At 35.5% G+C, this 12,396-nt stretch carries 10 protein-coding genes and 1 tRNA gene; 2 read left to right on the top strand and 9 right to left on the bottom strand.

Going from position 1 to position 12,396, the window contains the following annotated elements; all coding sequences use genetic code 11:
- Positions 1-76: 76 nt before the first annotated feature.
- The 4 genes from CSC80_RS18535 to porV all read right to left on the bottom strand — a co-directional run bounded on the left by CSC80_RS18535 (position 77) and on the right by porV (position 4,637).
- A complete protein-coding gene (locus CSC80_RS18535) occupies positions 77-1,714 on the bottom strand; it encodes a pyruvate dehydrogenase complex dihydrolipoamide acetyltransferase (RefSeq protein WP_099193432.1) in 1,638 nt (545 codons plus the stop codon).
- Positions 1,715-1,718: 4 nt separating this feature from the next.
- Positions 1,719-2,717, bottom strand: a complete 999-nt coding sequence (gene pdhA / locus CSC80_RS18530; RefSeq protein WP_099193431.1) for a pyruvate dehydrogenase (acetyl-transferring) E1 component subunit alpha — start codon at positions 2,715-2,717, stop codon at positions 1,719-1,721.
- 177 nt (positions 2,718-2,894) lie between these two features.
- On the bottom strand, positions 2,895-3,383 hold the full coding sequence (gene cdd, locus CSC80_RS18525) for a cytidine deaminase (protein ID WP_201796658.1): 489 nt from the start codon (positions 3,381-3,383) through the stop codon (positions 2,895-2,897).
- A 105-nt stretch (positions 3,384-3,488) separates the two neighbouring features.
- The gene (porV, locus tag CSC80_RS18520; protein ID WP_099193430.1) at positions 3,489-4,637 is read right to left on the bottom strand and encodes a type IX secretion system outer membrane channel protein PorV; all 1,149 of its coding nucleotides are present in this window, start codon (positions 4,635-4,637) and stop codon (positions 3,489-3,491) included.
- Between the two features lie 442 nt (positions 4,638-5,079).
- Here porV and gldJ point away from each other — a divergent pair, with 442 nt between their 5' ends.
- Both gldJ and murF read left to right on the top strand, forming a co-directional pair.
- Positions 5,080-6,750, top strand: coding sequence for a gliding motility lipoprotein GldJ (gldJ, locus tag CSC80_RS18515; protein WP_099193429.1), 1,671 nt, complete (start codon positions 5,080-5,082; stop codon positions 6,748-6,750).
- Between the two features lie 61 nt (positions 6,751-6,811).
- Positions 6,812-8,089 carry a UDP-N-acetylmuramoyl-tripeptide--D-alanyl-D-alanine ligase gene (gene murF / locus CSC80_RS18510; protein WP_099193428.1) on the top strand — a complete coding sequence of 426 codons (1,278 nt, stop codon included), beginning with the start codon at positions 6,812-6,814 and terminating at the stop codon, positions 8,087-8,089.
- On the opposite strand, the gene CSC80_RS18505 is transcribed toward murF, so the two are convergent.
- The 5 genes from CSC80_RS18505 to CSC80_RS18485 form a co-directional block, all read right to left on the bottom strand.
- Positions 8,090-8,164, bottom strand: a tRNA-Val gene (locus tag CSC80_RS18505).
- A gap of 91 nt (positions 8,165-8,255) precedes the next feature.
- The gene (locus CSC80_RS18500) at positions 8,256-9,518 is read right to left on the bottom strand and encodes an Nramp family divalent metal transporter (RefSeq protein ID WP_074669909.1); all 1,263 of its coding nucleotides are present in this window, start codon (positions 9,516-9,518) and stop codon (positions 8,256-8,258) included.
- A gap of 89 nt (positions 9,519-9,607) precedes the next feature.
- The gene (locus CSC80_RS18495) at positions 9,608-10,309 is read right to left on the bottom strand and encodes a FadR/GntR family transcriptional regulator (protein ID WP_099193427.1); all 702 of its coding nucleotides are present in this window, start codon (positions 10,307-10,309) and stop codon (positions 9,608-9,610) included.
- Between the two features lie 188 nt (positions 10,310-10,497).
- Positions 10,498-11,469 carry a polysaccharide lyase family 7 protein gene (locus CSC80_RS18490; protein ID WP_236973446.1) on the bottom strand — a complete coding sequence of 324 codons (972 nt, stop codon included), beginning with the start codon at positions 11,467-11,469 and terminating at the stop codon, positions 10,498-10,500.
- 9 nt (positions 11,470-11,478) lie between these two features.
- Positions 11,479-12,354: a polysaccharide lyase family 7 protein gene (locus CSC80_RS18485; protein WP_236973445.1), complete on the bottom strand. Its 876-nt coding sequence runs from the start codon at positions 12,352-12,354 to the stop codon at positions 11,479-11,481.
- Positions 12,355-12,396 lie beyond the last annotated feature (42 nt).

Genomic DNA, 12,396 nt, shown 5'->3' with positions numbered 1-12,396 from the left:
TATTTAAAATCTAAAGATAAAAAAAAGCATCCCGATGTAAGGATGCTTTTCTTATTCTATTTATAAAATTAATTATCTATGCCAACATAGTAACCGGGTTTTCCACAAAGTACTTCAAAGTCTGTAAGAACTGAGCACCCACTGCACCATCTACCGTTCTATGATCGCAAGCTAGTGTCAACTTCATTGTATTACCCACCACTATTGCTCCATTTTTCACTACTGGCTTTTCAACTATAGCACCTACGGATAAAATAGCAGAATTTGGCTGATTGATAATACTTGTAAATTCAAGAATACCGAACATACCTAGATTAGAAACCGTAAATGTACTTCCTTCCATTTCAGAAGGTGCAATTTTCTTATTTCTAGCCTTACCAGCTAAATCCTTCACAGCACTACCTATTTGAGTTAAGCCCAACAAATCAGCATGCTTCACTACTGGTACAACCAAACCTTCATCAACAGCTACAGCAACACCCATATGTATATGCTTATGATACTTTGTAGTATCCCCGTTCCATGACGTGTTTACTTGTGGATGCTTTTTCAGCGCCATTGCACAGGCTTTCAAAACCATATCATTAAATGACACTTTAGTATCAGGTAGACTATTTATCTGTGCCCTTGATGCCTTAGCGTTATCCATATCAACCTCAATCGTAAGATAGAAGTGAGGAGCGTTGAATTTTGAATTACCTAATGCCTTAGCTATAGCCTTACGCATGTTAGAATTCTTAACCTCTTCAGTTCCTTCTTCTCCTGAAGGCAATGCCATTGATACAGGTTGTGATGAAATTGCATTTTCAGCTTTAGCTCCGGCAGTAGCCGCTGGAGCAGCAGATGTACTTGGAGTATAATTCTCCACATCTTTCTTTATTATTCTACCATTATCTCCTGATCCGGAAACAGTTGACAAATCAATTCCTTTATCAGCAGCTATCTTTTTGGCTAATGGAGATGCAAAAATCCGAGCTCCGTCCGATGCAGGTTTAACCTCATCTTTCTTCTCTGATACACCTGAAGATTTCTCCTCTTTTTCATCTTGAGCAGGAGCACTTTTTTTGCTTCCTCCAGATTTACTATTTAATACAGCGTCAACATCCGTACCTTCAGGTCCAATTATTGCCAAAACAGCATCTACCGGTGAAGATTCACCTTCTTGTATTCCTATATACAATAACTTACCATTATAGAAAGACTCAAATTCCATTGTAGCCTTATCCGTTTCAATTTCAGCAAGAATATCACCTTCTTCAACATCATCACCTACTTTCTTCAACCAGCTAGCAACGGTGCCCTCTTCCATGGTATCACTCAATCGAGGCATTTTAACAATCTCAACCCCTTCTGGAATTTCAGCACCTCCTGAAGTTTCTTCATCACTTGAAGAAGCCTCATCAGATGACGACTCCTCACTTGATGATTCTTCAGAGGACTCACCTCCTCCACTTACCAAGGAAGAAATATCTTCACCTTCATCCCCAATAATTGCCAAAAGGCTATCTACCGGAGCTGTATCTCCTTCTTGAATACCGATATGCAAAAGAGTACCTTCATTGAAGGACTCGAATTCCATTGTTGCCTTATCAGTTTCAATTTCGGCTAATATATCTCCTTCCTCTATTTTATCTCCAACGCTTTTTAACCACTTTGCAACGGTACCTTCTTCCATGGTATCGCTCAAACGGGGCATATTTACTACTACTGCCATTTAATTATATTTTATGTTGAACAAATGGAAAATCCTCTTGTTCGTAAACCATATCATATAATTGGTTTACTGGTGGATAATCTGATTCTTCCGCGAACTTCTCACATTCCTTAACCAAGGATTTCACTCTCTTGTCAATTTCCTTAATTTCAGCGTCGGTCGCATATTTATTTTCTTTAATAATATCCAACACCTGAGTAATTGGATCTATTTTTTTATACTCTTCAACCTCATCTTTAGTTCTGTAATGTTGTGCATCTGACATAGAATGACCTCTATATCTATATGTTTTCATTTCAAGAAAAGTTGGTCCACCACCACTACGTGCTCTTTCGATCGCCTTACTCATTTCTTGCGCAACCGTTACCGGGTTCATACCATCAACAGGTCCACAAGGCATTTCATAACCTAAACCTAATTTCCAAATTTCGGTAGAGAACGATGTTCTTGCCACTGAAGTACCCATAGCGTAGCCATTATTTTCACAAATAAAAACAACGGGTAATTGCCATAACATTGCTAAATTAAAAGTTTCATGTAACGAACCTTGTCTTACCGCACCATCACCCATATAACAAAGGGTTACGTTATCTCTTCCAGCGTACTTATCACCAAAAGCCATACCTGCACCTAATGGAATTTGACCCCCAACGATACCATGCCCACCATGAAAACGATGTTCTTTTGAAAAAATATGCATAGAACCACCCATACCTTTTGAAGTACCGGTCACTTTACCATATAGCTCTGCCATAACTTTTTTAGGGTCAACACCCATACCAATTGGCTGAACATGGTTTCTATACGCAGTTATCATTCGGTCTTTGGTTAAATCCATTGCATGTAGTGCACCAGCCAAAACTGCCTCTTGCCCATTATACAAATGTAAAAACCCTCTTACCTTCTGCTGAATGTATACAGCAGCCAATTTATCCTCAAATTTCCTCCAAAACAGCATGTCTTCATACCATTTCAAATACGTTTCCTTGGTGATTTTTTCCATCAATTTTAACTAAAGGTTTAAATTTCTTTATTGATAACAGAGGCAGTACAACCTAGGTATCCAAGAACAGCAAAAATACACATATAAATGAATCGATAAAAATTAAAGAAGCAAATCCATTAAGAAATTACAAGCTTAACAAATAAAGCTTATAACGTGTATATTTATAATGTCATTTTAATTGAGAAATGTACTATTGAACCCTAACGGCAATAAATCTGCCAAAGAACTACATTCAACAACACTACCTGTCTCACCCATCATCAATATTTTAATAGGTTCGCCCTGTTTAAATTCGTATTCAGATATTGCTTGCCTACAATTACCACATGGGGCTGCCGGTTCATTAACTTCATGATTTAAAGATGCCGCAGTAATGGCGATCGCTTTAATTTTTACACCAGGATAATTGGCCCCTGCATAAAATATAGCCACCCTTTCCGCACATAAACCTGATGGGTAAGAAGCATTTTCTTGATTGTTACCTTCAACAATCTCCCCATTATCCAATAAAATAGAAGCACCTACATTAAAACTAGAGTATGGTGCATAAGCCCGTTGTCTTGCCTGTATAGCTGCGGTCATTAAACTTTGGTCTTCAGCCTTTAATTCATCAAATGAATCATATATGGTGATATCAAAGCTTATCTTCTTCTGGTTGATCATATTTTTTTATTTATCAATCTACATATATTAATTGTACCTGAGAGAATGTCGCATAAAAAAACCTGCAAATTAGCAGGTTTTTTCTATTATTAAACTTTTTGAACTTTAATCATTATAATACTCTTCCCCTAAATTAAAAGTAAGAGAAAAACGTAGTGTGTTCTCTAGTGGATTACGCACCTGAGACGTTGAAAACAAATAAGAAAGATCTACCTGAGCTGCCTTAAACTTGAACCCTGCACCTAAGGTAAAGAACTTTCTAGATCCTTTTTCCTCACTCTCGTTGAAGTAACCGGTTCTAATCATAAAGGCATCCTGATAAACATATTCAGCACCTAATGCCCAAGTAAACTCCTTTAGCTCTTCACTAAAACCATCTGGTGCATCTGTAAAAGAATTAAATATTCCACTGAAACCACTTTCATTTTGATAGATATCGTTATCTGCCGCATCAACATCACCATCACCATCAAAATCTTGAGGTGTTGGCACCAGCAATTTAGTAAACTCCGTAGTAATACCTATTACGTTATCTTGATCTAAAATGAAATCAAAACCACCACCAACACTTAATTTACTGGGCAAGAAGTTTTCCTGTCCACCTTCATCATATTGAATTTTACCACCAATATTAGAAAGGTTGAAGCCACCTCTCCATCTACCATCAAAATTATTATATGCTATTTCTCTAGATCTATAGTAACCGGCTACATCTACCGCAAATGAACCTGCGGCTTGTGAATCTTCACTACCGTTCTGTGGTAATTTCAAATTAGACCTTATATATCGCCCACCAACTGCCATTGAAAAAGTAGGACTTAACTTTAATGAGTATGACCCATCCAATGCCAACTCATTCGGTTTTGCAATAGTACCTGGATCATTGGCAAACTGTCTTAACTCAATTTCACCTAAAGTAAAATATCGCAAACTGACCGCAAATGCACTTTGCTCGTTAATTTTATTATAAAAACTCGCATTTAGCAAAGAGATATCCGTGATAATACTTTCCAAATATGGTGTATAACTCACACCAATGCCCATCTTACGCTCAGCAAATGCAAATTTAGCAGGGTTCCATTGTTGAGAAAAAGCATCTGTAGATGTTGCCACACCCATATCACCCATACCAGCAGACCTAGCATCTGCCGCTATTGTTAGAAATGGCACCGCCGTTGTAATTACACGTTGGTCGTCTTGGGCAAATATTTTACCGATAATCAATACAAAGAAAACAAATGAAATTTTTCTCATCTTAGAATTGTTCTTTTATAATTTTCAAAGTTGAAATATAGCGTTTACTGTAATTTCAACTCTAATATTTTACATGTAAACGCACATTTTCCCGTTATCTTGCATGAATATTAAGTTTTTTATAGGATTTTATTTTTTGACCTGTATATAAGAGTCATTGCTTTTATCCGAATTTAGATTACAAGCCTTATTATCACATTCTAAAAGTTTTATCCCGGACCATACTATTTGGCTGATTTAACCGTTTAACCTTTAAAGAAGGCCCAATTTTACCAACGGTTATTTTTTAGATTTTCAAAATTATTTTTAATTATAAAATAATCTTATAAAAACACCGTTCTATTGAGCGAAAGTGACAAACAAATTAAAAGAAATTACAGTATCATATTGAAATAGGAACCAAACTACTATTTAATATGACAATTGAACTCAAGTCCTAATTATGAAAAAACATTTAGTAAAAGTTGTACTCTCGTGCACGGTTATAGTAGGAGGCTTAACAGCTAGTAGCTGTTCAAAATCTTCATCTTCTTCTAAAAACACCTCTAGAGCTACAGGTTGGAAAATAAATGCCAAGGAAGGTGGTTTTCAATACAATACCGATTTTAAAGAGCAAGAAACCGCTCCTGGATTAGTATTCGTGGAAGGTGGAACGTTTACCAAAGGTAAGGTTCAAGATGACGTAATGCATGATTGGAACAATACTCCGACTTCACAACATGTACAGTCTTTTTATATGGACGAGACAGAGGTAACCAACGTAATGTATTTGGAATACCTTGACTATTTAAAAAGCGTATATCCACCAGAAAACCCTAAATACACTAACATTTACGTAGGTGCATTGCCAGATACATTGGTATGGAGAAATAGATTAGGTTTTAATGAAACCATGACCAACAACTACCTGAGACACCCTGCATATGCAGAATACCCAGTAGTAGGTGTAAACTGGATCCAAGCAACACAATTTGCCGAATGGAGAACAGATCGTGTAAACGAAGTTATGCTAGAAAGAGAAGGCTACTTATCTGAAGATGCCAAATATCAAGCAGCTACAGGTGAAGTACAAGGCACTTTCAGTACAGAGGCATATTTAAATAGACCTGAATCTGTATATAATGGACAAATTGATTCATTACAAGGTAAAAAGAAAAAGGATAGCGTTTCAACTTTTGCCAAGAGAAGCAGCGGTATCATTATGCCCGAATATAGATTACCAACTGAAACAGAATGGGAATATGCAGCGCAAGCACAAGTTGGGCAAAGAGAATATAACAATTACAGAGGTAGAAAAAAATATCCTTGGGAAGGCGATTACACCAGAAACGGACAACGTGTAGGTCGTGGTGATCAATTAGCCAACTTTAAGCAAGCAAAGGGTGATTACGGCGGAATTGCAGGTTGGTCCGATGACGGAGCAGATATTACTGCCGAAGTAATGTCTTACAAGCCTAACGATTTAGGTTTATACGATATGGCCGGTAACGTTGCCGAGTGGGTAGCGGATGTATATAGACCAATAGTTGATGATGAGGTAAGTGACTTTAACTACTACAGAGGTAATATTTACATGAAAACAGCCATTGGCGAAGATGGCAAAGTAAATATTTTAAGAGATTCAATCGTCTACGATACATTACCTAACGGAAAAGTAGTAGCCGTAAATTTACCAGGAGAAATTAAAATGGTTCCCGTAGATGAAGAAGAAACATACTTAAGAACTAATTTCTCATCAAGTGACAACAGAGGATACAGAGATGGAGATCCAGGTTCTTCTAGATTCTATGATAGATTCAGCGATGGTGATGAAGAGGATTCCAAGAAAAAAATGTACAACTCTCCTAAGCATTCAGTTGAAAGAGATTCTTTAGGTAACCTTATAAAAGGCTATGACTCATCTAACAACAGAACTACTTTGATCAATGATGAAGTAAGAGTTTACAAAGGTGGATCTTGGAGAGATAGAGCATACTGGCTAGACCCTGCACAAAGAAGATATTTACCACAATATATGGCTACGGACTATATAGGATTTAGATGTGCAATGTCTAGAGTTGGTTCTAAATCAAAAACAAAAAACAAAACAGTTAGAGGTAAAAAAGCAAAATAATTTTTATCTAACGAATTAAAAAAGCCCTTTTCTTAAAGGGCTTTTTTTTATCTTCGATTTTATGAAAATTCACGACTTATACGCTATCTTTTTAGCAAACCCTTCTATTAGTACAGATACTCGAAAGATTAAGGAAAAGGACATCTTCTTTGCTCTGAAAGGAGAGAATTTCAACGGCAATACTTATACACAAAAAGCTCTTGATAGCGGAGCCAGTTATGTGGTGATTGATGAAGAAAAATATGCTCTAAATGACAAAACAATTCTAGTTGATAATGTTCTTAAAACATTGCAGGACCTAGCTAACTACCATAGAAAAAAGTGTAAAGCACAGGTAATTAGTTTAACCGGCAGTAATGGAAAAACAACTACAAAAGAATTAATAAACGCTGTTTTAAGCACTTCATACAGAACGATAGCTACAAAAGGTAATCTAAACAACCATATTGGAGTACCATTAACACTACTGACCATTAAACCAGATACAGAAATTGCCATAGTTGAAATGGGTGCCAATCACCTTAATGAAATTGAATTTCTTTGTGAGATTGCCGAACCTGATTTTGGCTACATTACCAACTTTGGAAAAGCACATCTAGAAGGTTTTGGTGGCGTAGAAGGAGTTATAAAAGGGAAAAGTGAACTATATGATTATTTAATTAGCAGTAATAAGTCCGTATTTCTAAATGCAGACGACCCCATCCAATTAGAAAAACTAGAAGGTTTCACCAAAAAATATGGCTTCAGCACTACGCAAACAAAGTATTACAATATTGAACTTATCAACGCACAACCATTTGTAAACCTAAAGGTAGAAGATGTTGAAATAAATAGTAACCTTATTGGCACATATAATTTCACTAACTGTTGCGCTGCAATCATTATTGGCAAATATTTTAATATAGAACTACCCAAAATAAAATATGCTATTGAAAAATATATACCAGATAACAACAGGTCGCAAATTATAAACACCAAGGGACACTATATTATTTTAGATGCTTATAATGCCAATCCCTCAAGTATGAAAGTGGCACTTGAAAACTTTCATACATTAGAAAAGTCGAATAAAATTTTAATTTTGGGAGATATGTTCGAGTTAGGAAATTCATCCCATGAAGAACATCAATCAATTGTTGATCTAACAAAAAGATTAAACTTTGAAACTGTAATTTTTGTAGGCGAGAATTTTTATCGAACAACTACAAATTCATTGAAAATGAAATCATTTTCTGATTTAAACGCTTATCTAAAAACAAATTCAATTTCACCTAAATCTACACTACTTATAAAAGGCTCTAGAGGCATGGCACTGGAAAGAGTTTTAGACAACATATAGTGGGATATACTGGATTCGAACCGGTGACCTCTGCCCTGTCAAGGCAGCGCTCTAAACCAACTGAGCTAATATCCCATATAATTTGAATAATAGGGGATAAAGATACATCTATACCATTTTATAATAAAATGTTGGAAAGCATTTAAATTAATTGACCGCTATTATTTTAAAAATAACCAAGCAACGCCACTATACCATTATAGGAAATTACACAAGAGAAGAATAAGGCCGCAAAAAGACCAATGTTTAGCAACAAACCTGCTTTATATTGAGCCATAAGTTTTTTACTATTAATCAGCAAAATAATTCCCAGTATAACCAATGGTAATACAAAAACATTAAATACTTGAGAAAGTATTTGCATTTCTATAGGGTTTGCTCCGTATACCGGCACTATTAAAGCGAACACACACGCTATCGCGGTAATGACTCTAAATTGTTTTGAATTTGTATCCAACTCCCCAGATTGATAATCTGCCAATAATATTGGCGCTATCAATAAACATGGAAATATTGAAGATAGCCCTGCACTTAAAGTTCCAAAGAAGAATAATGTTAATGCAAATTTACCAGCAACGGGCTCAAGCGTATTTACCATGTCCAATACTTTGGTTACCGGCTGCCCTTGATGAAAAAGAGCTCCACAAGCCACTGCCATAACGGAGGCACTAATAAAGAAAACCAATGAAGCCGCTATTATTGCATCTTTTTTTTGTTGATTTCTATTTTCAATGGTCCATCCTTTTCCTTTTACAAACAATGGCCTTGACAAGAATGTGGCCGCAGCCATTGTTGTACCCACAAATGCAGCCACCATCATTTGACCACCTTCAACTTTTGGAATTGTTGGCACCAAACCTTTTACCACTTCCAATGGTAATGGATATACCATAAATAAAGAAATGATGAATGAAAGCCCCATTATTGTAACGAAAATCACAAGAATTTTCTCAAAAAAAGCGTATTTACCTACAAGCAATAAACCATAAAACACAATTATCACGGCAATGGCTATTGCTAGAACTGTCTCATATTTGGCATTGACCAATCCTGGATAATAAATAAGAAAGATTTCATAAATTATATTCGCAGATATCCCCAGAATACCCATTAACGAATTCCATTGACCAAATGAAATACCTAAGATTATAAGAATTGCAATAAGTTTGCCCCACTTTAAATGCTTTTTAAAAGCAAACAATGCTGTTTCACCCGTTACCAATGCAAAATTCCCATAGGCATACATTAGCAAACCCGAAAAAACACAACTTAATAATAACACCCACAAAAGTTGCATTCCATAAGTACTCCCCGCCACGATCATAGAGGTAACACTTCCAGTACCAATGGTATAACCAATCGCAAAAATTCCTGGTCCAAAGGCTAAAACTAGAGCTAAAAGCTTTTTCCAAATAGATGATTTAGGCATGTTCTTCTTTTAGTAGTTATTTTGACCTAATTCAAAATCAAAATTGGATTATTTATAAAAGTATTTCAATAAGATTGTCAACCTCAACCCTATATATTATAGCAGAATTGATAAAGATTTTTAAAATGTACTTTCATCTTCTCTTTGGCCAATTGAGGATTTTGCTCCTTGATGGCATCAAAAATATCTTGATGCTCCTGAATACCTCTGAAAGCCATATTCTTATCGCAAACATGGTACTTTTCAAAATTGGTAAGAATTTCAGGTGTTATAATCAACATAAAAGTATTCATTGTACTATTACCACTAGCTTTGGCTATGGCTAAATGAAACAATAAATCTTCTTGAACTGCATCTTCTCCATTTTCAACTTTTTCCCTATAAGCATCCAAGGCATTTTTCATTAGCTCCAAATCATCAACGGTTCTTCTTCTAGCTGCCAAACGTACAGTTTTAAGCTCCAACAAAATTCTAGTTTCTACCAATGATTTAAAATCCGGCTCATCTAACCTTAGAATGTCGTTAACCATTCCATTCATGGCCACTTGACCTATTTCAGCAACGAATGTACCGCTCTGAGGCTTAGAAACTAAGATTCCGTAAAATTCCAGTTTCTGAATCGCTTCACGAACACTACTTCTACTTACACCAAATTTCTCTGACAATGTTCTTTCTGAAGGTAATTTATCACCTGGCTCTAGATTTTTATTATTCATTAAATCTCTGAGCTGTAATATTATCTCATTCTGTATTTCATTGCTCTCATTCCTTGTGAGGATTTCTAATTTCATTTATAACTTGCTTTAAGAGAAAATCGTTAGTAATTATTAGTCATTATTAATTTGTAAAATTAATATACAATGAACAACTACTGGTTTAATTTAAAATTTACTGGCCTAAAACAGGCCAGTAAATTCATTTCAACAAATCTAACTCAAACAACTTTCTTTGTTATACTAGGTATATTTTTCTTTTAAAATTAATGCATAACCTCTAATTCATAATATTTTACGTACGCAAATGCATTGTTTTCTATGGTCTGTAAATAATTACCAGCTTTAAAATAGTTTTCAAATACACCCCATTTTTCAATATGAATGTCGTTATAGACAACAGATTCAGAATCATTCAATACAATTTCCATTCTTCCTTCTGAAACTACAACTTCTAAAGTAAACTTATCATTACCTACAACTTCTGAAAATGTATGACTTTCATTATCCTCCCAAGCATCAGTATGTAGTATTTCCTCGTCAGTGGCATTAACATCCTTAAGCTTTTTAGTAAGCACCCTAACCCTTTCTTTCTGCCAATATATCTTCAACATCGGCGGTGCATTATTATCATTCTCGCCTATTAAATCTCTTTGCTCATTAGTTAATCTACCATGAATTTGCATAACCAATGTTCTATGAAAATCTCCGCCATCATCTACAGATATTTCAGGCACAGACAATGTACCTTTCATACGTCCGCCCTGTGCAAAAGTCCAATTTGTACTATTACTACCCGGAACTATTTGCTCTCTCAACTCCGTTCTTGAATAAGAAGAGTTTGCTGTTGATGATCCAGGTGATGTATAAAAAACCAAAGCGCCATCTGTAGAATCATTATACATGAACGGCAATAACCTTTCATCAGTAGCATAATCTATTATTTCTGGTGGATTTACTTCGTCTGGACTACCAATAGGCAATGTCACTTTCCAATTTCCTAAATCAATATTAGGCAAAAAATAGTCCACTCCTTCCACTTTCACTTCCTCTATCTCTTCTTCAACTTCTTGTTCCTCCTCAATAATCTCTTCCTCTTCAATTACCTCTTGCTCTACTTCACTTTCAATTTCATCTGAAGAACTATCACAACTCAAAAAACAAAGTGACAACCAAGACATGAAAAGACAGCTAATTGCAAAATGCTTCGTAATCACTAGACTATTCCTTAATTTCATCTATACATATTAATGTTTTACTTCTAAATCATAGAAGCTAACTTTAGCAAAAGAACCTTCATCTCTACTTTGAAAGTAATTACCTGCTTTAAAATAGTTCTCAAATACTCCCCAACGTTTCATATTAAAATCATCATAAACAGCAAACTCAGTATTATTCAATGAAACTACCATTTTACCATCTGTTACTTTTACTTCAATTTGAAACTTTCCAAAGCCTACCTCTTGTTCAAAATTAAATCCTTCATCATCTGTCCAAGCTTCTTCATGTAATATTCCAACTGAATTAACATCAGCAAATTTTAGCTTTTTCGTCTTTACCCTTATTTTGCCGTTCTGCCAATAAATTTTCAAAACTGGTGGGGCATTATTATCTTTTTGCCCTATTAGTTCTTTTTGCTCATTGGTCAACCTACCATGAATCTGTAAAATGATAACCTTGTGGTACTTTCCATTTGTATCTCTTGACACTTCATCGACCGAAAGTTTTGCCTTTAAGCTTCCACCTTGTTTGAAGGTCCAGTTTACATTGTCATCACCGGGCACCATTTGTTCTCTAAGTTCTGACCTAGAATACTTGGTATTTGCCGTAGTAGCCAAAGTAGGATATGCATAAAATGATAGTGCCCCTTTAGTGGAATCATTAAACATATATGGTTTTAAGATATCATTATTTGCATAGTCCAGAATTTCTGGAGGTTCAACACTAATAGCACCTCCTTTGCCAGAACCTTCTGGAATTGTAACCTTCCAATGTGACAAATCTATGTCTGGAAGTTTGGTCTTTTTCCTTTTCTTTTTTTTACTACGTTTCTCCGTTTTTGTTTCTGACTCTGTGAGGTCGCCTCCCAAAGTTTGGGAGGTAGCCTCTACAGAGAGAAACATTAATGACAATATCAAAAGATGTGATATCCTATACATTAGAAT

This window comes from Maribacter sp. 6B07 (assembly GCF_002700155.1).
Lineage (GTDB): Bacteria > Bacteroidota > Bacteroidia > Flavobacteriales > Flavobacteriaceae > Maribacter > Maribacter dokdonensis.
Note: the sequence above shows the minus strand (reverse complement) of the source record. Positions and strands in the feature narration are given on the sequence as shown.

What these genes read in the sequence shown, in the direction of transcription:
- CSC80_RS18500 (WP_074669909.1), bottom strand. Translation starts at nt 9,518, where the DNA reads ATGCCTAAATCATCTATTTGGAAAAAGCTTTTAGCTCTAGTTTTAGCC.
- CSC80_RS18495 (WP_099193427.1), bottom strand. Translation starts at nt 10,309, where the DNA reads ATGAAATTAGAAATCCTCACAAGGAATGAGAGCAATGAAATACAGAAT.
- murF (WP_099193428.1), top strand. Translation starts at nt 6,812, where the DNA reads ATGAAAATTCACGACTTATACGCTATCTTTTTAGCAAACCCTTCTATT.
- CSC80_RS18535 (WP_099193432.1), bottom strand. Translation starts at nt 1,714, where the DNA reads ATGGCAGTAGTAGTAAATATGCCCCGTTTGAGCGATACCATGGAAGAA.
- pdhA (WP_099193431.1), bottom strand. Translation starts at nt 2,717, where the DNA reads ATGGAAAAAATCACCAAGGAAACGTATTTGAAATGGTATGAAGACATG.
- cdd (WP_201796658.1), bottom strand. Translation starts at nt 3,383, where the DNA reads ATGATCAACCAGAAGAAGATAAGCTTTGATATCACCATATATGATTCA.
- porV (WP_099193430.1), bottom strand. Translation starts at nt 4,637, where the DNA reads ATGAGAAAAATTTCATTTGTTTTCTTTGTATTGATTATCGGTAAAATA.
- CSC80_RS18490 (WP_236973446.1), bottom strand. Translation starts at nt 11,469, where the DNA reads ATGAAATTAAGGAATAGTCTAGTGATTACGAAGCATTTTGCAATTAGC.
- CSC80_RS18485 (WP_236973445.1), bottom strand. Translation starts at nt 12,354, where the DNA reads ATGTTTCTCTCTGTAGAGGCTACCTCCCAAACTTTGGGAGGCGACCTC.
- gldJ (WP_099193429.1), top strand. Translation starts at nt 5,080, where the DNA reads ATGAAAAAACATTTAGTAAAAGTTGTACTCTCGTGCACGGTTATAGTA.